Origin of the sequence: Actinomadura atramentaria DSM 43919 (genome assembly GCF_000381885.1) — a bacterium.
Lineage (GTDB): Bacteria > Actinomycetota > Actinomycetes > Streptosporangiales > Streptosporangiaceae > Spirillospora > Spirillospora atramentaria.
In genome coordinates, this window is the sequence record NZ_KB907209.1 from 478,074 (window position 1) to 495,386 (window position 17,313).

General features: G+C 68.1%; 18 protein-coding genes and 1 tRNA gene. 17 read left to right on the forward strand and 2 right to left on the reverse strand.

Features of this window, described 5'->3' with window-relative positions; translation table 11 throughout:
- Positions 1 to 339: 339 nt before the first annotated feature.
- Both G339_RS37490 and G339_RS37495 read left to right on the forward strand, forming a co-directional pair.
- Positions 340 to 1,836, forward strand: coding sequence for a Fic family protein (locus G339_RS37490; RefSeq protein ID WP_084693123.1), 1,497 nt, complete (start codon positions 340 to 342; stop codon positions 1,834 to 1,836).
- 300 nt (positions 1,837 to 2,136) lie between these two features.
- Entirely contained in the window at positions 2,137 to 2,880 is a 744-nt protein-coding gene (locus tag G339_RS37495) for a class I SAM-dependent methyltransferase (RefSeq protein ID WP_205625489.1), read from the forward strand.
- A gap of 56 nt (positions 2,881 to 2,936) precedes the next feature.
- Here G339_RS37495 and G339_RS0106165 read toward each other — a convergent pair whose 3' ends face one another.
- Positions 2,937 to 3,602, reverse strand: coding sequence for a GntR family transcriptional regulator (locus G339_RS0106165; RefSeq protein WP_019630204.1), 666 nt, complete (start codon positions 3,600 to 3,602; stop codon positions 2,937 to 2,939).
- Between the two features lie 166 nt (positions 3,603 to 3,768).
- Here G339_RS0106165 and G339_RS39330 point away from each other — a divergent pair, with 166 nt between their 5' ends.
- From G339_RS39330 to G339_RS40265, 13 genes are all read left to right on the forward strand, one after another.
- On the forward strand, positions 3,769 to 3,915 hold the full coding sequence (locus G339_RS39330; protein WP_019630205.1) for a hypothetical protein: 147 nt from the start codon (positions 3,769 to 3,771) through the stop codon (positions 3,913 to 3,915).
- Between the two features lie 115 nt (positions 3,916 to 4,030).
- On the forward strand, positions 4,031 to 4,339 hold the full coding sequence (locus tag G339_RS32765; RefSeq protein ID WP_169514709.1) for a WhiB family transcriptional regulator: 309 nt from the start codon (positions 4,031 to 4,033) through the stop codon (positions 4,337 to 4,339).
- The gene (locus tag G339_RS0106180; RefSeq protein ID WP_019630207.1) at positions 4,339 to 4,776 is read left to right on the forward strand and encodes a DUF3307 domain-containing protein; all 438 of its coding nucleotides are present in this window, start codon (positions 4,339 to 4,341) and stop codon (positions 4,774 to 4,776) included. The genes G339_RS32765 and G339_RS0106180 overlap by 1 nt, the downstream gene beginning before the upstream one ends.
- Before the next feature lie 44 nt (positions 4,777 to 4,820).
- A complete protein-coding gene (locus G339_RS38580; protein WP_019630208.1) occupies positions 4,821 to 4,973 on the forward strand; it encodes a hypothetical protein in 153 nt (50 codons plus the stop codon).
- Position 4,974: 1 nt separating this feature from the next.
- Positions 4,975 to 5,367, forward strand: a complete 393-nt coding sequence (locus G339_RS0106190; RefSeq protein WP_033322338.1) for an RRQRL motif-containing zinc-binding protein — start codon at positions 4,975 to 4,977, stop codon at positions 5,365 to 5,367.
- A complete protein-coding gene (locus G339_RS32770; RefSeq protein ID WP_019630210.1) occupies positions 5,364 to 6,536 on the forward strand; it encodes a DUF2637 domain-containing protein in 1,173 nt (390 codons plus the stop codon). The genes G339_RS0106190 and G339_RS32770 overlap by 4 nt, the downstream gene beginning before the upstream one ends.
- Positions 6,536 to 8,746: a DUF3631 domain-containing protein gene (locus G339_RS0106200; protein ID WP_019630211.1), complete on the forward strand. Its 2,211-nt coding sequence runs from the start codon at positions 6,536 to 6,538 to the stop codon at positions 8,744 to 8,746. Before G339_RS32770 ends, G339_RS0106200 begins: the two co-directional genes overlap by 1 nt.
- Before the next feature lie 140 nt (positions 8,747 to 8,886).
- Positions 8,887 to 9,165, forward strand: coding sequence for a hypothetical protein (locus G339_RS0106205; RefSeq protein ID WP_019630212.1), 279 nt, complete (start codon positions 8,887 to 8,889; stop codon positions 9,163 to 9,165).
- Positions 9,166 to 9,324: 159 nt separating this feature from the next.
- Positions 9,325 to 10,332: a phosphoadenosine phosphosulfate reductase family protein gene (locus G339_RS36480; RefSeq protein WP_169514711.1), complete on the forward strand. Its 1,008-nt coding sequence runs from the start codon at positions 9,325 to 9,327 to the stop codon at positions 10,330 to 10,332.
- 126 nt (positions 10,333 to 10,458) lie between these two features.
- Positions 10,459 to 11,490 (forward strand): bifunctional DNA primase/polymerase, encoded by a 1,032-nt coding sequence (locus G339_RS0106215; protein WP_019630214.1) that lies wholly within the window; start codon positions 10,459 to 10,461, stop codon positions 11,488 to 11,490.
- Positions 11,487 to 12,620 (forward strand): DUF3631 domain-containing protein, encoded by a 1,134-nt coding sequence (locus tag G339_RS0106220; protein ID WP_019630215.1) that lies wholly within the window; start codon positions 11,487 to 11,489, stop codon positions 12,618 to 12,620. The genes G339_RS0106215 and G339_RS0106220 overlap by 4 nt, the downstream gene beginning before the upstream one ends.
- Before the next feature lie 269 nt (positions 12,621 to 12,889).
- Positions 12,890 to 13,087 (forward strand): helix-turn-helix transcriptional regulator, encoded by a 198-nt coding sequence (locus G339_RS0106225; protein ID WP_019630216.1) that lies wholly within the window; start codon positions 12,890 to 12,892, stop codon positions 13,085 to 13,087.
- Positions 13,087 to 14,496, forward strand: coding sequence for a tyrosine-type recombinase/integrase (locus G339_RS40265; protein WP_019630217.1), 1,410 nt, complete (start codon positions 13,087 to 13,089; stop codon positions 14,494 to 14,496). Before G339_RS0106225 ends, G339_RS40265 begins: the two co-directional genes overlap by 1 nt.
- Before the next feature lie 145 nt (positions 14,497 to 14,641).
- Here the strand turns inward: G339_RS40265 and G339_RS0106235 are convergent.
- Positions 14,642 to 14,715 (reverse strand) — tRNA-Arg (locus G339_RS0106235).
- Between the two features lie 142 nt (positions 14,716 to 14,857).
- Here G339_RS0106235 and G339_RS0106240 point away from each other — a divergent pair.
- Together G339_RS0106240 and G339_RS0106245 are read left to right on the forward strand one after the other, a co-directional pair.
- Positions 14,858 to 15,778 (forward strand): cobalamin biosynthesis protein, encoded by a 921-nt coding sequence (locus G339_RS0106240; RefSeq protein ID WP_026341193.1) that lies wholly within the window; start codon positions 14,858 to 14,860, stop codon positions 15,776 to 15,778.
- Positions 15,775 to 17,274, forward strand: a complete 1,500-nt coding sequence (locus G339_RS0106245; RefSeq protein ID WP_019630219.1) for a cobyric acid synthase — start codon at positions 15,775 to 15,777, stop codon at positions 17,272 to 17,274. The genes G339_RS0106240 and G339_RS0106245 overlap by 4 nt, the downstream gene beginning before the upstream one ends.
- The last annotated feature ends 39 nt before the right edge of the window (positions 17,275 to 17,313 follow it).

The window sequence follows — 17,313 nt, forward strand, 5'->3', positions numbered from 1 at the left end:
GTGGGTAGGCCCTTGGTGCGCGGTCGTGTGCGAGGGGTGGCCGGACGCTCGGTTGGCATCAGGCGGGGGTGGGAGCGCGCCCGGCAGGATTCGAACCCGCGACCGTCGGTTTAGAAGACCGGAGTGCGCTCCCGCTACAGACCGGACCCTACCTGGGAAAACATGTGATCCCGTGATCCGCAACGTGCCCTATGGGACCGTATTGGGAGCGTTTAAGCTCGTTGAGCCCGCCAGGGAAGTACGTGATGACCGTCCCGTTCGCCCAAGGCGTGATGGTTTCCGTTGGGACAGTGTCCAGATTCGGGGACACACTGTGGCAAGTCGGGCCACACTGGTCACATGTTCACGCCGCCGCCGGGACCGTGGTCTCGAACCGACTGGACTGTTGCGGACCTGCAGACCGGTCTTGAGGGCTCGCCGTACTCCGTTCCTGAGCTGACAGAGAGCCGGGACCGTGTGCGCTCCATGCTCAAACGAATCCGCAACGTCACGACCGACACGGCGAGCGCACGGGACCAACTTTTCGCCAACCTCGCTGCTTTCAGTGAACCACTAAAACGTTCTCATCGCGTGCGTGAATTGCATGAAAGTAACCGGGTTGAGGGACTAGGGCCGGAGCTGATAGCCCATACGCACGAAATTCTATCCAGCAAAGATGCGTCCGATATTGAACGCGAGTTGACACGATACACAATCACAAAAAGCGTGGAAAGTGATCCACGTACGCTGGATGTTTTGCAACTGAGTGGCGCCAAGAATTTCGCGGACACCATTATGTATGGGAATGATCGTCCCATCACTGAGATTGACATTCGCGGTATGCATAAAACGCTCATGGGGCCTCGGCATCCGCTCGCGGGGCGCTATAAAGTGTGGTGCAACGAAATATCTGGTGCAGCGCACACTCCTTTCGCCCCAACGGACACGCCGAGTGCTATGGGGCAGCTCGTAGAATGGTTGGGACATGTCCGGAAGAATAGCCTGCTTCCTCCGGTAATTATTGCTGCAACAGTTCATGCATGGCTCGCCCACGTCCATCCTTTCGATGATGGGAATGGTCGAGTCGCGCGTCTGCTTGCCAATATTGTAGTTGGTTCGGCGGGGCTCCCTCCGCTGATCATTCGCGTGTCCGGTGATCGAAGCCGGTACATAAATGCGCTTGCGGTAAGTGATGAAGGTGGAGACCTTGCGCCGCTAATCGGTGTATTTCTACGTGTGCTTGAGCGGGCCATCGGAGATATGCGTAACCCGCGATGGGCCTTGCGCATCTTTGAGGAAGAGATCAAGCAGCGCGCCGCTAGCTCGTACGTGCAGTGGAAAAGTTCTTTCGTGTCCTGGCTCGAACTTCTTGGTGGGCATCTGGCGTTGCACGGTCTCGAGATCCGGACTGACCCGGAAGAAATGGTGGATCAAGTCGCGTATGCGCGTATCCGTAACGGCACCCGTGAGGGTCTGGTGGTGGGTGGAATTGGTTCACAGGAGCGCTACCCCGGTAGTCGTGTTTATCTGCTGCTAGATCCCGCTGGGGAACTCTTCAGGCACAGTGAGGGTGAGCCGGCCCTTTCATTCCTTATCTACTCTCGACGGCCTTGGTCGACTACGGTCTACGAAAAGATGTTCGGCACAATTGTGGAATTGATCGTGCGTGAAGGTCGTGGAGATTCCGTAGTTATTCGCACGAAGAGTGGGCGGACGTTGTCAATTGCGCCCGATGAAGCTGCCGAATTCGTTGCGAGCGCCCTGGCGCGAGATTTTCAAGATGGGATCGCGAAAGCCCACGTTCTGGAACCGCCCCTTAATAGGTACCCGTGGCGTCGTTCGATTAACGGCATTTGAATACTTACAATTATACATTGGTTGAGTACCTTGCCGATTTCTGTAAGTGGCTTCTGGTGGTCCAAGGACCGAGGTAATCACTCTTCTGTATAATGATTTCGTCGTTCGTGATCCCGCCAGTCGATTTCGTCGGTTGCCAGCATGGCGCCCGTATCCACTGGCGCGGTTTCCGGGGTGGACTGTTCGTCTAGCGTACGGGAGACTTGTATCGTGTCGAAGTTTTCTATGAGTTCAAGCAGATGGGGCGAGATCACCGCGTTGCTGAAAGACGAGGGGAGACTCCGGGCGGAGTACCCGAGGGTGGCCGAGTACCTGGCGACGGCGGCGGGGCTGGCGGGGACGGGTGACAACCAGGCCGACGCGCAGTTCGACTTGCGGTTCGTCCACTACATGACCGGTGGCAGTGCTGTGAGCCGGAACCCATACTGGGACATCGTGGAACCGTGCGTGGTTGAGCACGAAGGTCGGCGTGTGGTGGGTGGCGGTCGCGGAGAAGGAAGCGCGCGCCTCGCCTTCGCGCAGATGCTCTTGCAGTCGAGTTACGCCTACGCGATACCCGCGCCGGAAACCGTCGAGTGGGTGGCGGATTTTTGCGCGAATCTTCCGGTCGTGGAACTTGGGGCCGGCCGGGGCTATTGGGCGGCGCAGTTGGCTGATTATGGGTTGACTGTCGATGCGTATGATTCAGAGCCACCGAATGAAACCGTAAATGCTTCGTTTCCTGGAGCGGCTGGCCAGGTAGATGTATGGCACCGAGTCGGTGATTTGGACGAGTTCGCGACGCGCGCCGGTCGGGCGGATTACGTACTGTTCCTCTGCTGGCCTCCTGGCTGGGGCGACACCATGGCCTCAGATGCGCTTGCGGCTTTCGAGAATGCGGGGGGGCAGCGACTCGTCTACATTGGTGAACCGAAGGGCGGGAAGACGGGTAATGATGCCTTCTTTGATGCTCTATCCACTCGCTGGAGACTGGAATCCGTAGATTCGCAGTTCGTTTCATGGTGGACGGACGCGGATGTGGCGCAAGGATGGGTTAGGGCCTGAGCTTGTGCGAATGACGAAGGGGGCGCCGATCGATCGGCGCCCCCTTCGTCGTATGTCTACTTGAGGCTCATGCGAAACACGAACGCGTCGTACCGATCGCGGGGATACGAGACATCCGAGATCATGATCACTCGCTTGTCGGCGCCGATGAACTGCTGGTGAACCGTCTTGACGAGGTCGCCGGCCGTTGTCCGCAGCCAGGAGGCGTGCGCCGCTGTCGGTAGCCGGTCGGAGATCGTCTCTTCCAGGTAGGCGGCGCCCGAGATGTCGGTGACGTCTGCCGGGTGGTACGTGTCCGAGATCGAGATGGGCCGGCCGTCTTCGGTGGCCCTGGTGATGACGTGAGTGATCTCTTCGCCTGCCGGAACGCCGAGGGCTTCTGCGAGTTCGCCCGTGGCGGCGATCTGCTCGGTCTCGCGCTCCACCTCGATCCGCCGATCGGACTCGTTCTGGAACGAGCGTTCGGCGGTCTCCATCTGGCGTTCGGGCGACACGCGCACGAGGTTGGGGCGGTCGGCGACGAAGACACCTCGTCGCCGCATGGATCGTACGAGCCCCTGGCTCTGGAGAAGTTCGATGGCCTTGCGGACCACGATGTCCGACACGCTGTGCTGCTGGGCGATCTCGGCGTAGCTCGGTAGCTGCGTGCCTGGTGCGAGGTCCCCGCTGCGGATACGCCGGGCGTACTCGCCGGCGATGCGGACGTAGGCCGGTTCTGCCACTGCGTGATCAGTCCCTTCGGGTGCTCTGGTGTCCTCCACCAGCGTATACGCATCATCGTATACCTAGGGATTGTGCGTATACGAAGTTGCGTATACGATGCTGCCAACGGCTCGCCCCGAAGGTGAGCCACCGGCAGCGCCCGCAAGGGCGATCAGGAGGGCTCAGATGTTCCCCCAGAAGTCGAGCAAGGCCGGTCAGTGGGTCGTCGGCGTGGTCGCCGTGGTCTACGCCGTCAACAACCCGACGTCCGCCGCGCACCTCATCAACAAGGTCGTGAGCGCCATCTCGCAGTTCGCCGGCGCCCTGAGCTGACCACGACGCGATGACGAGTACTTCCCCGATGCAGACACGGTCCGGCGCACAAGCCACCAAGCACGCCGCCGGACCGCTCTGCCCCCAACCGATCCCGGCTCTCAAGGAGATGTCCGTGAACCCGATCTTCAAGAAGCCTTCGACCGTCCCGTTGGTGGACGTTCGTGGAGACATCGCCATCGGTGCGCAGTGCCGCTTCGATCCGGAACTGCACACGGGTCCGAACGCCAGCGAGACTCCCGACGAGCGCGCGGCCCGCGAGGAAGTGGCCGTCGAGGTGTGCGGAATGTGCCCGCTCCGCCTTGCGTGCCTGGCCTACGCGATCGACACGCAGCCGGACTACGGCGTGTGGGGCGGGCACACCGTCGCGCAGATCCGTGCGCTCGCTGGCACGTTCATCGACGACCTCGGAGAGGTCGCCTGATGAACGGCTCGCCGATCGTCTTCGCCGCCGTCTTCGCAGTGCTCTACGCCGCTCATGAGGTGGGGGACCACTGGGTTCAGCGTGGCCGAGAGGCCCTGGGCAAGGGCGCCACCGGCTGGACCGGTCGCCTGCTCTGCGCCCGGCACGTCGTCGGCCTGACCGTCGTGAAGGTGGTCGCTCTGGCGTTCGCCGCGCTCGTTCTGGCGCTTCCGCTCAACGTCTGGACGGTCACGGCCGGCCTGTTGGTGGACGCCCTGTCCCACTACTGGGCTGACCGCCGAGCCACGCTGCTCAAGCTCGCCGACAAGGTCGGTAAGGCGGAGTTCGCCCGGCTCGGTGATGGCGGCGCCGCACCGGCTGGGACGGGCGCCTACGCCCTGGACCAGTCGTGGCATATCGGATGGCTGTTCGTCGCGGCCCTCATCGCCTCGCTCTGACCATGCCCCTGCCCGCGCATGACGCGCGCATCTAGGAGACCCCCATGGGCTGGACCAAGAAGGACCACGAGAACGAGGCCACGCGGTTGCTGGCCAAGGCTGACCAGTACGAGGCCGCCGGAGACAAAAAGGCGCACGAAACTCTCGTGGGTCAGGTCGAAGGGCACCGCAAGCTCTCCCGCGAGAGTGAGCGCTGACATGGGTCGCCGCAGCTCCGCCCTGTTCTACGACCCGACCGGCGCCCGCTACGGCATACCGACCTACCCCTGGCGCATGGCGCCCGCGCACTTGCTGACGGTTCGCCAGCTTGCGGCCCGCGGTAAGCGGCCCGGCGGACAGTCGCCGGTTGCTCAAGTGCTCTGGCGCTCGCGTCGCTACAGCGCGCCCGGTGGGGTGCGCGTCGCCTACCTCTACGACGTGCGCCTGGCGCTGCCCAAGCGCGTCCCGACCGAACGCCAGCGTGCCGCGCTGGCCAAGGCACTCAAGGCCCGCCGCGTCTGCCCTGACTGCGGACGCGATGCCGGCTACGTCCTGTCCCGCCGTCTGGGCCTCTGCCTGGACTGCGCCGACTGGGAGGACATCGCAGCATGACCGCTCAACCCGACACGACAGCCTTTCCGTTCCTCGGCGCACAGGCCACCAACCCGCACGCCGCCGAGACCCCCGACCCGACCCGACCGATCACGCGTCTCAACGACACCCCGCCGCCCTCGTTCGGCACGTCCGGGGAGGGGACCACGCCGGCCGTTCGGCGCCTGACCGGCAACGAGTTCACCGCCGTCGTCACGGTCGCCGCGCTCGTGGGAGTGCTCGGCGTCCTGGGGTTCGTCAACAGTTTCGCCGCCGTCGCGAAGGCCGCCGAACCCTCGTTCGGCCCGCTGGCCTGGACGGTCCCTCTCGGGATCGACCTGGGCATCGGAATCTTCGCCGCGCTCGACATCGTGCTGGCCCGCCTGGACATGCGCGTCCGGTGGCTGCGCTTCATCCCGTGGTCGCTGACGGCCGCGACCGTTTGGCTGAACGTCAACGCCGAGCACACCGCGTTCGGAATGGTCGCGCACGCGATCCTTCCCGGCCTGTGGGTCATCGCCGTCGAAGTCGCCGCCCACGTCATCCGAGTCCGCGCCGGCATCGAGTCCGGCACCCGCATGGATGGCATCCGCGCCTCACGTTGGGTGCTGGCACCCTGGCCCACCCTCAAACTCTGGCGCCGGATGGTGCTGTGGGAGACACGTTCTTACCCCGACGCGCTCAACCGCGAGCGGTCCCGTCTGCTGGTCCGCACCGATCTACAGGACACCTACGGTGCGCTCGCCTGGCGATGGAAGGCGCCCCGCCGCGTGCGCGCTCTGTACCGGCTCGGCGAACTCGCCGCCGTCGCCGCCGAGCGCGAGACCGTGATGGCTGCACCCGCCGACGCGCCGCTCGCTCTGACCGCCTCGACTGGCGGACAGGGATCGGGCACCGGATCGGACAAGTCTGTGAGCGCGATGGCGGACACCGAGCGCCCGGCGAAGTCCGACAACCGGCCCGGCACTGTGACCGTCACCCGCACCTCCGCCAAGTCCGCCAGGAAGCGCGCCACCAAGCCCGACCGGTTGACCGCCAAGGCGCGCGCACTGCTGGCCGACGACCCGACCATGACCGGCGCCGAACTTGGCCGCCGTCTCAAGGTCTCCGAACGCACCGGTAGTCGGCTGCGCAACCGCATCACCACCGAGACCGCCAACGCCACGACCACGCAGGAAGGGACCGAGTGATGACCACCGACAACACCATGGGCGAGGTCATCCGCCTGCCCGTCCCTCCCGCCGACGCCGTGCCGGACGCGGTACCCGCATTCCCGCCGCCCCCGCCGGTTGTGCCGTCGCCGCCCACCGAGCCCGGCCCGGACGGCGTGGCCGAGGGTGACGACCCGTTGGAAGGCCGGGTGCTGGTGGACGGCCCCGACACCCGCCACCGGCCGGACGTGCGGGCACGGCGGATGGAAGCCGAGCGTGCGCAGCGTCGCCCGATCATCGCGCCATGGCTGCGCGACCGTGACGAAGCCCGCGCCACCGTCCGATGGGCGGTCGGATACGCCGGACACGTCACCGGTTACCACGCCGCGCGCATCCCGCTCTACTCGATGCGCTTGGCGCTGCGGTCGCCGCGCGGCCTTTACCGCGTCGTGTCCGGTACCGCCCGTTGGACGTTCGACCTCGACGGCCGGCCGCTGCGTACCCACGCGGTAGACCGCAAGAACACCGACGACTACCTCAAGCTCATGGCCGAGCGGAACGACCGCGTGCGCGCCCGGCTGCTCGTGACCGGCGCGGGCATCGCCAGTACCGGACTCGGCGCCGCCGCCGTGACCGCCGCCGGAGGCGTCACCCAGACCGCCGTCATGGCCGCGCTGGTGTTCCTGCTCGGCTGGATCGGCACGCCCGGCGACAAGCGCATCCTGGACACCGCCGTCGTCTCGACCAAGGCACCCAAGCTCACGAGCGAGATCGTCGTGCGCGCTCTGGCCGCGCTCGGAATCGCCGAGATCAACAAGGCGGTCGGAAAGGGTGGTGTCGGGATCACCTTCCCTGCCCCCATCACGCGCGACGGTCCCGGTTGGCGCGCCGAGGTCGATCTTCCCTACGGGGTGACCGCCACCGACATCATGGAGCGCCGCGACCGGCTCGCGTCGGGGCTGCGCCGCCCCCTTGGGTGCGTCTGGCCCGAACCCGCGCACGACCAGCACGCCGGCCGCTTGGTGCTGTGGGTCGGCGACCAGGACATGAACCAAGTCAAGCCGCCCGCGTGGCCGCTGGCCAAGACCGGCGCCGCCGCCGACCTGTTCAAAGCCATCCCGTTCGGTACCGACCAGCGGGGACGCGTCGTCACCCTCACCCTGATGTACGCCAACATGCTGATTGGCGCGATGCCGGGCGCGGGGAAGACGTTCGCGATCAAGCCTGCCCTTCTGGCCGCCGGTCTCGACCCGCTCGCGCAGTGCCGGGTGTTCGAACTCAAGGGCACCGGTGACCTGGACTTCGCCGAGAAGTACGCCCACCACTACGGGTCCGGCCCCGACGACGCCACCATCGGCGACTGCCTCGCCTCGCTCAAGGAGGTCCACACCGACCTTGAGAAGCGCGCCAAGACCCTCGCCCGACTGCCCAAGGACGTGCGTCCGGAGAACAAGGTCACGCCGCAGCTCTCGGCGAAAAAGTCCCTCGGACTGTTCCCGCTGGTGTTCGTGGTCGATGAGTGCCAGGAACTGTTCTCCCACCCCGACTACGGCAAGGAAGCGGGAGAGCTGGCCACCGCCATCATCAAGCGCGGTCGCGCGCTCGGCGTGATCCTGCTGCTGGCCACGCAGCGCCCCGACAAGACGTCCCTGCCCACCGGGATCAGCGCCAACGTGGGACTGCGGTTCTGCCTTCGGGTCATGGGCCAGATGGAGAACGACATGATCCTGGGCACCTCGATGTACCAGAACGGCATCCGGGCGACGACGTTCACCAAGCAGGATCGCGGCATCGGCTACCTCGGCGGAGAGAGCGACGTCCCGCAGATCGTCCGGGGCTTCTACATCGACGGCCCCGCCGCCGACCGCATCGCCGACCGCGCCCGCGCCGCCCGCAAGCACGCGGGAACCCTCACCGGCTACGCCGCCGGCGAGGACGCCTCACCTGCCGACGACGGCGTCAACCTGCTGGACGACCTCACCGCAGTGTTCGCCCCCGGCGAGGACAAGCAGCACTCTCAGACCCTCGTTGACCGGCTCGCCGAGCTTCGTCCCGCGACCTACGGCGCGTGGGCCGACCTCGACCCGACCGGCAAGGCTCGCCAGCTCGCCAACGCTCTCAAGCCCTACGGCATCTCCACCCCGCAGGTTTGGGGACAGGACGAAACCGGGCGCGGCCGGAACCTCAAGGGCGTCCACCGCGAGCACGTCGTCAACGCCCTGGCGAACCTCCGACGCGGCACCGAGTAGCCCGCCGAACGCCTCTAGGTCTAGAGGCCGCCCCCTCTAGACCTAGAGGCCCCTCTAGACACCCATCTGCCCGCTGACCAGTGATCTAGCGCCTAGACCCTCGACCTGCGGGAACTCCGGATTCGGCCTGGGAGGCCACCTTGAACCCCTCGCTCATCGCCGCTAGCGGCACCGTCGCCGGTCCCGGCGTCTGGTTCCTGCTCATCACCGTCACCGCAGTCGGCTACATCGTCCACTGCGTCATCTGGCCGTATCGGTCCTGCCGCAAATGCGACGGCGCCGGACGCTTCCGCTCCCCGTCCGGGCGCGCCTGGCGCTACTGCAACCACTGCGCCGGACGCGGTGCGCAGCTCCGCACTGGCCGCCGCCTCTGGACCTACCTGAAAGACGTCAGCGGGCACACCCGCCGCCACCGCTGACCCACCCACAAACACAAACGGACGGTCCGACACACAAGCCACCAAGCACGCCGCCGGACCGCTTCGACCGACCGATCACCCCAACGGAACGACGTATCAACCAGAGACGAGGTATCGGAGATGGGACGTCGCAGCACCGACCTGGGGATGCTGCCAGGGATGCCCGACACCGTAGGCGGGCACCCCGAGAAGGCTGACGCGCCGCCGCCTGCGCGAACGCTGGATGAGGCAATCGCACGGGCTCACGAGATCATCGGTGAAGCCTTGGACCGCTTCCCGATTGTGGCGCGTCAGGCGCTCATGTCAGGTGGAAACGACTCCACGGTCTTGGCGCATCTGGTGCGCCCCTACCTGGACTCTTCCGAGCACGATGCGATCGTGCATGTCAACACCGGGATTGGAATAGAGCAGACCCGGCAATACGTCCGAGACACGGCCGCTGGGTGGGGGCTGCCACTGAGGGAACTGCACCCACGTGACTCCTACGACGCCTTGGTGCTGGGGCGCGTGATCGCGCGCACCGGCCCGAACGCCGGCCGCCGTCAGGTCTGGATGGGGTTTCCTGGCCCGGCGGGGCATCGGGTGATGTATCGCCGTCTCAAGGACGAGCCGTTGCAGCGAAATCGGGCCGCCATCCTCGGCTCTGCCGGAAGGTCCCGCAAGGTGCTCTACCTGGCTGGGATGCGTTGGGACGAGTCTCAGCGCCGGTTCCGAAACGCCGCCGAGATCGATCCCCAAGGCGGCATCGTGTGGTGTTCGCCAATCGTGCATTTCACCAATGCCCAGATGCATGAGTACCGCCGCCGCTACGGCCTCCCATGCAACGAGGTCGCCGACCTTCTGCACATGTCCGGCGAATGCCTGTGCGGCGCCTACGCCAAGCCTGGCGAATTGGACGAGATCGAGGCTTGGTACCCGAACACCGCCTACCGCATCCGGTCGCTGGAAAAGCAGGCCGCAGACCTCGGCATCAAGAACTGCCGATGGGGCCAGAAGCCGGCCGGAGCGACCATCAAGCCGGGCAGCGTCGCTGGCCGCCTGTGCTCATCCTGTCCTGCTCCCACGCCCGGACAGACCGACCTCTTCGACACCTGGGCCAAACAAGGGCTCATCACCGCTGAACAGACCAGCAAGCTCGCTGGCGCCACTGCTCCGCGAGCGGCCTAGGCGCACAACGGGCGGTCCGGCGCACAAGCCACCAAGCACGCCGCCGGACCGCCCCGCCCCAACCGATCACGGATCCCAACGAGACCCGAAGACCTCACCGAGACCCTGAGAAGAGGCATCCCCATCATGACGGAGAACTCGCCGCCCGTCCCGTCCGTGACCCGAAACGGCCCACGATTGCTGGACACGCGTGAGACCACCGGGACCTCGCCGACGACCGTGCGTTCCGCACACCCGGGCGTCGCCGCTCTCGCCTGTGCCGCGAGGGGATGGCACGTCTTCCCGCTCACCCCGTGCGGCAAGCGACCGCTGTCCGGCTTCACCAACTGGGAAACCAACGCCACCACCGATCCCGACCGCATCCGCGCGTTCTGGGCACGCGACCGGTTCAACGTGGGCATCGCGTGCGGCCCGTCCGGGCTCGTCGTCATCGACCTCGATACGCCCAAGCCCGGACAGGACCCGCCGCGTGAGTGGATGCAGCCGGGCGTTCGGGACGGAGCCGACGTTCTCGCGGTACTCGCTGAACGGCACGGTGAGTCGTTCCCCTGCGAGACCTTCACCGTCAGAACCCGGCGTGGCGGGCTTCATCTGTACTTCGCCGCACCGCCTGGCGTCCGGCTGCGCAATACCTCCGGACGCCATCGCACCGGCCTGGGATGGCTCATCGACACCCGCGCGCATGGCGGGTACGTCGTTGCGCCTGGAAGCTTCGTCTCGCTTCCGGACGGTGCCGGCTCTTACACCGTCACGCACAACATCCTTCCCGCGCCTCTTCCCACGTGGCTCACGAGGCTTCTCGTGAACGCCGCCGTGCCTGCCCCCTCCTTGGGTGCCGACCTCGGTGCCACCGTTGCGGACTTGGACGCCTACGCCCGCCAGGCACTCAAGGGGGAGGCCGAGCGCATCACCGACGCGCAGCCGGGCGGACGCAACTGGGCGGTCAACAAGGCCGCGTACAACCTCGGCAGGTTGGTCGGCTCTGGTGCGCTGCCGGAGCCGACCGCGAGAAGCGTTCTGTGGGACGCCGCCAGCGTCCACTTCTCGACCGGACGCGACGCCTTCACCCCGGCCGAAGCGCGCGCCACCATCACGGCCGGACTCACTGCCGGCGCCCGCAACCCCCGCACCATCGCACGACGGGAGAACGCCGCATGAACCCCGTACCCGGACGGCTCGACGGCGCCGATCTGCTCGACGCGCTCGTCACCGCGCTCACGCGATACGTGATCCTTCCGACCCCGGCCGCCGCCGATGCCGTGGCGCTGTGGATCGCTGCGACGCACGCACAGCCCGCATGGGCGCACGCGCCCCGGCTTGTCATCCGGGCGCCGGAAAAGCGGTGCGGGAAGTCCCGGCTGCTCGACGTGATCGAAGCGACGTGCCACGACCCGTTCATCACGGTCAACAGCTCGTCGGCCGCCGTCTACCGCTCGATCACGGAAGACCCGCCCACCATGTTGGTGGACGAGGCAGACACCATCTTCGGCCCCAAAGCGGAGGGCAACGAAGACTTGCGCGGACTGCTCAACGCCGGTCACCAGCGCAACCGGCCCGCCAAGCGGTACGACGCCAACACCGGCCGCGTGGAATCCATCCCCACCTTCGCCATGGCCGCGCTCGCCGGCATCGGCGCCATGCCCGACACGATCGAAGACCGTGCCGTCATCGTCCGCATGCGCCGGCGCGGTCCCGGTGAAACTGTGCAGCCGTTCCGGCACCGTCGCGACCGTCCCGCCTTGCGTCAGCTCGCCGACGACCTCGCCGATTGGCTGCGCGTCGATCTGCCGATCCTTGAGCGCGCCGAGCCGCCCATGCCCGTCGAGGACCGCGCCGCCGACACCTGGGAACCGCTCGTCATCGTCGCCGACCATGCGGGGGGCCACTGGCCCGACCGTGCCCGCCACGCCGTTCTCACTCTTACCGCCGAGGCCAGCGACGGAGATCAGATGTCACCACGGCTGCGGCTCCTCACCGACTGCCGGACCGCATTCGGCCATGACAATGCCCTTCCTACCGCGACCTTGCTGGAACGGCTCAAAGCCGATCCGGAAGCGCCCTGGGCGACCTACGGTCACGCCGGCCTGACCGCCATGCGGCTCGGTGCATTGCTGCGCGAATACGACATCCGGTCCGGCAACATCCGCTTTCCCGGCGGACAGGCCAAGGGCTACCTGCGCGCCGACTTCCTCGACGCCTGGGGGCGCTACTGCATCCCCGACAGCGCTCCGGACAAGCTCGCGCCCGCCACCGTGACGCCTCTGCCCCTTACCGGCGAAGGGGGGTAGGTCGTCCCAGCCGTCCCAGGTTCATAACCCCAGGTCACCCCTGGGACGGCCCGCAGCCGTGGGACGGCTTGAGCCGTCCCACCCGTCAGCCCTGGGACGGCTCAAGCCGTCCCACCCCGCCAAGCCGTCCCAGGGGTGACCTGCGAAAACGAGGCTGGGACGGCTGGGACGGCTTCCCCTCGACCTTCGCCACGAACACACCGGCGCTCAAGCCACCAAGCACGCCGCCGGTTCATGCCCTGACCGATCAGCAAGACGAGGTGACAGCAATGCCAGAACCGTTCCGTCGAGACGACAAGCTCACCGTCGCCCAGATCTGCAAAGACCTCGGTATCGCTTCCCGCACTTTCTACGAGTGGCGTGCCAAGGGCACCGGCCCGCGCTGCATCAAGCTGCCCAACGGTGCTCTGCGTGTCCGTCGCGCCGAGTTCGAACGCTGGTTGGACACGCGCGAGGAAGCCGCCTGATGAAGAACACGACCTACAACGTTCGCGTGTTCGCGATCGAGGAGCGCCGGAACAAGGCCGGCGCTGTCACTTCCTACCGCGTCGCCTGGCGCACCGACGCCGAGGTATGGAAGCGGTCGTTCAAGAGGTCGGCGCAAGCAGACGCGTTCCGCAGCTCCCTCGTGACCGCCGCCCGCCAAGGCGAGGCGTTCAGCCTCTCGACCGGTGAGCCGGTTTCCTGGGGCCGCGCCGCCAAGGAGGACGTGAGCTGGTACGCGTTCGCGTGCGAGTACGTCGACATGAAGTGGAAGACCGCCGCCGGCAAGTACCGCCAGGACATCGCGCGCGCTCTCACCGCCGCGACACCGGCAATGGTTCCGGACGGCCGAGGAAAGCCCGACGACAAGGAGATCAGGGTCTCCACCTATCGTTGGGGCTTCAATACCAAGAACCGCGAGACCGCGCCCGACGACGCCGCGCGGGTGCTGCGCTGGCTGAACGAAAACACGACGCCGGTGAGCGCTCTCACCGATGCGACGGTGGCTCGTGCGCTGCTGATCGCCGGAACGTCCCGGCTGGACGGCAAGAGAGCTGCGGCCACGACTGCGCGGAGACACCGGATGTTGCTGGCCAACGCCATGGATTTCGCGGTGGAAAAGGGATATCTCCCGCACAATCCGATCCGTGACCTGAAATGGATCGCTGCGCCGGACACGAACGAGGTGGACCGGCGCAGCGTCGTGAACCACGCCCAAGCGCGTGCCCTGCTCGACGCGGTGAAGAAGCAGGAACCGAGCGGTCCGCGCTTGGTCGCGTTCTTCGCGCTCATCTACTACGCCGCCCTTCGGCCGGAAGAAGCCCTGAACCTTCGCAAGGCCGACATCGCCTTGCCGGCTCTCGGCGCGGACGAAACGGGAGAAGAGAGCGAGTCCGCTGACGCTTGGGGCGAGATCGTGCTTCATAAGGCCCGGCCATACGTCGGCGCCGCGTGGACCGATGACGGCGACCCTTACGAAGAACGGGCACTTAAGCACAGGGCGGACGGCCAATCCCGTACGGTGCCCTGCGCTCCCGCGCTGACGCGGATTCTCCGTTGGCATCTCGCGGAGTTCGGCGACGGTCCGGACGGACGGCTGTTCTACGGCGTTCGTGGCGGCGAGCTGCCCGCGATCACCTACCGCCGTGCCTGGCGCAAAGCCCGTACGGACGCGCTCACCGAGGCGGAAGCGGCGTCCCCGCTCGCCCGGCGACCCTACGACCTCCGTCACGCGTGCGTGTCCACGTGGCTCAACGCGGGCGTTCAGGCGCCCCAGGTCGCCGAGTGGGCCGGTCACAGTGTCGAAGTGCTCCTGCGCGTCTACGCCAAGTGCATCGTCGGACAGGACGAAGCGGCCAAGCGCAGGATCACCGACGCTCTCGGCGACGACTGAGCGGCCGGCGGCCCGTTCCCGTGGGAACGCATGGGGAACGGGCCGCCGCATCCGGCCGCATGGCGCCGCATGCAACCGCACATGCAGCAAGCCGCCTGACCGGCGTTCGCACTGGTCAGGCGGCATGTTGGTGAGGTGGGAGACGCGCGCCCGGCAGGATTCGAACCCGCGACCGTCGGTTTAGAAGACCGGTGCTCTGTCCAACTGAGCTACGGGCGCTCCGGCGCCCGGTGGGCACCGGGTCACAGTGTAGGGCCGGGCGTCTTCCGGCTCCACACCTGTTTCCGGCGGTCGGGGCGGTGGGCGGCAGGTCTTATCGTCTATCTCCGTGGTGGGGACGATTTTGGGGTGGGATGCGGCGATGCGCGTCTCTCCTCGGGCGGTGGGGCTGCTGGCGGGCGTCGCGTTGGACGCGGCGTTCGGCGATCCCCGGCGGGGCCATCCCGTGGCGGCGTTCGGGCGGGCGGCGCGCGGGCTGGAGCGGCGGGTCTACGCGGACGCGCGGGTGAACGGCGTCGTGTTCACGGCCGTCCTCGTGGGCGGCGCGGCGGCGGCGGGCTGGGCGGCGCAGCGGGCGGCGCGCGGCGACGCGGCGACGGTCGCGGTGACGGCGGCCGCGACGTGGGCCGTCCTCGGCGGCACGTCCCTCGGCCGGGAGGGCGTGATCATGGCGGACCGGCTGGAGCGCGGCGACCTCGACGCGGCCCGCGCCCGGCTCGGCCACCTGTGCGCCCGCGACCCGGCGGGCCTGGGCGCGGACGAGCTGGCGCGCGCCACCGTCGAGTCCGTCGCGGAGAACACCTCGGACGCGGCCATCGCGCCGCTGCTGTGGGGCGCGGTCGCGGGCGTCCCCGGCCTGCTGGCGTACCGGGCCGCGAACACGTTGGACGCGATGGTCGGCTACCGCGACGCCCGGTACGCGAACTTCGGCTGGGCGTCGGCGCGGTTCGACGACCTCGTCAACTGGGTTCCGGCGCGCGTCACCGGCCTGCTCACCGCCGCGTGCGCGCCGGGCACGGACGCGTGGCGCGTCCTGCGCCGCGACGGCGCGCGGCATCCGAGCCCGAACGCGGGCCGCTGCGAGGCGGCGTTCGCGGGCGCGCTCGGCGTCGCGCTCGGCGGCGCGAACGTCTACCACGGGCGCGCCGAGGACCGGCCCGTCCTGGGCGACGGGCCGGCGCCGCGCGTCCGGGACGTCCGCCGCGCCGTGAGGCTGTCGCGGACGGTCACCCTCGCGGCGGCCGTCCTGGCGGCCGCCGTCGCGCAGGGGAGAAGGACGTGAAGGGCGCGCTGCTCGTCGCCGGGACCACCTCCGACGCGGGCAAGAGCGTCGTCACCGCGGGCGTCTGCCGCTGGCTGGCGCGCCAGGGCGTCCGCGTCGCGCCGTTCAAGGCGCAGAACATGTCGCTGAACTCGATGGTCACCGCGGACGGCGCGGAGATCGGCCGCGCCCAGTACATGCAGGCGCAGGCCGCCGGGATCGAGGCGACCGCCGCGATGAACCCGGTGCTGCTCAAGCCGGGCAGCGACCGGCGCAGCCAGGTCGTCGTGCGCGGCCGTCCGCTGGCGGAGGTGGACGCGCTCGGGTACGGGGCCGTCAAGGAGCGGCTGCGCGGCGTCGTCGCCGAGAGCCTCGCGGAGTTGCGGGAGGCGTACGACGTCGTGGTCTGCGAGGGCGCGGGCAGTCCCGCCGAGATCAACCTGCGCGCGGGCGACATCGTCAACATGGGGTTGGCGCGTTCCGCTGATCTGCCGGTGGTCGTCGTCGGGGACATCGACCGGGGCGGAGTGTTCGCGTCCCTGTACGGGACGGTCGCGCTGCTCGAACCGGCTGATCAGGCGCTCATCGCCGGGTTCGTCATCAACAAGTTCCGTGGCGCGCCCGAACTGCTCGCCCCCGGCCTGGACCAGCTCACCGCGCTCACCGGTAGGCCCGTGCTGGGCGTCCTGCCGTGGCGGCTCGGCCTGTACCTCGACTCGGAGGACACGCTCGCGCTCGACGCGCCCCGGCCCGACGCCCGCGCCCCGCACGGGGACGAGACGCTGCGCGTCGCCGTCGTCCGGTTCCCGCGCGTCTCCAACTTCACCGACCTGGACGCGCTGCTGTGCGAACCGGGCGTCGCCGTCCGGTACGCGGCGAGCCCCGGCGACCTTGCGGACGCCGACCTGGTCGTCCTGCCCGGCAGCCGCGCGACCGTGCCCGACCTCGCGTGGCTGCGCGAACGCGGGCTGGCGGACGCCGTCGTCGCGCGGGCGCGCGCCGGGCGGCCCGTCCTCGGGATCTGCGGCGGCTACCAGATGCTCGCCCGCACGATCCGCGACGACGTGGAATCCGGCGCGGGCGACGTCCCCGGCCTCGGCCTGCTGCCCGCCGACGTCGTGTTCGCGCCGGACAAGACGCTCGCTCGCCCGCGCGGCGAAGCGTACGGGCAGCCGGTCGACGCGTACGAGATCCACCACGGGACCGTCCGCGCGGACGGCGGCGACCCGTTCCTGGACGGCTGCCGCGCCGGCGCCGTCTGGGGCACGACCTGGCACGGGGCGCTGGAGAACGACGGCTTCCGGCGTGCGTTCCTCGCGGACGTCGCCGCCGCCGCGGGCCGCCGCTTCGTCCCGGCCCCCGACGTGTCGTTCCGCGTCCTGCGCGAGCGGACCCTCGACGTCCTGGGCGACCTCGTCGCCGACCACCTCGACACCGGCGCGCTGCTGCGGCTCGTCGAGCACGGCGCGCCCGCCGGGCTGCCGGTCGTCCCGCCGGGCGGGCCGGGCGGTTCGTGACCGGGCCCGCGCGGGACCTGCCGGTATCGTGAGCCACCC

Excerpts from the sequence above, each read along its gene's own strand:
- G339_RS37490 (WP_084693123.1), top strand. The coding sequence starts at position 340 with ATGTTCACGCCGCCGCCGGGACCGTGGTCTCGAACCGACTGGACTGTT.
- G339_RS39330 (WP_019630205.1), top strand. The coding sequence starts at position 3,769 with ATGTTCCCCCAGAAGTCGAGCAAGGCCGGTCAGTGGGTCGTCGGCGTG.
- G339_RS0106180 (WP_019630207.1), top strand. The coding sequence starts at position 4,339 with ATGAACGGCTCGCCGATCGTCTTCGCCGCCGTCTTCGCAGTGCTCTAC.
- G339_RS38580 (WP_019630208.1), top strand. The coding sequence starts at position 4,821 with ATGGGCTGGACCAAGAAGGACCACGAGAACGAGGCCACGCGGTTGCTG.
- G339_RS0106190 (WP_033322338.1), top strand. The coding sequence starts at position 4,975 with ATGGGTCGCCGCAGCTCCGCCCTGTTCTACGACCCGACCGGCGCCCGC.
- G339_RS32770 (WP_019630210.1), top strand. The coding sequence starts at position 5,364 with ATGACCGCTCAACCCGACACGACAGCCTTTCCGTTCCTCGGCGCACAG.
- G339_RS0106200 (WP_019630211.1), top strand. The coding sequence starts at position 6,536 with ATGACCACCGACAACACCATGGGCGAGGTCATCCGCCTGCCCGTCCCT.
- G339_RS36480 (WP_169514711.1), top strand. The coding sequence starts at position 9,325 with ATGCCCGACACCGTAGGCGGGCACCCCGAGAAGGCTGACGCGCCGCCG.
- G339_RS0106215 (WP_019630214.1), top strand. The coding sequence starts at position 10,459 with ATGACGGAGAACTCGCCGCCCGTCCCGTCCGTGACCCGAAACGGCCCA.
- G339_RS0106220 (WP_019630215.1), top strand. The coding sequence starts at position 11,487 with ATGAACCCCGTACCCGGACGGCTCGACGGCGCCGATCTGCTCGACGCG.
- G339_RS0106225 (WP_019630216.1), top strand. The coding sequence starts at position 12,890 with ATGCCAGAACCGTTCCGTCGAGACGACAAGCTCACCGTCGCCCAGATC.
- G339_RS40265 (WP_019630217.1), top strand. The coding sequence starts at position 13,087 with ATGAAGAACACGACCTACAACGTTCGCGTGTTCGCGATCGAGGAGCGC.
- G339_RS0106240 (WP_026341193.1), top strand. The coding sequence starts at position 14,858 with ATGCGCGTCTCTCCTCGGGCGGTGGGGCTGCTGGCGGGCGTCGCGTTG.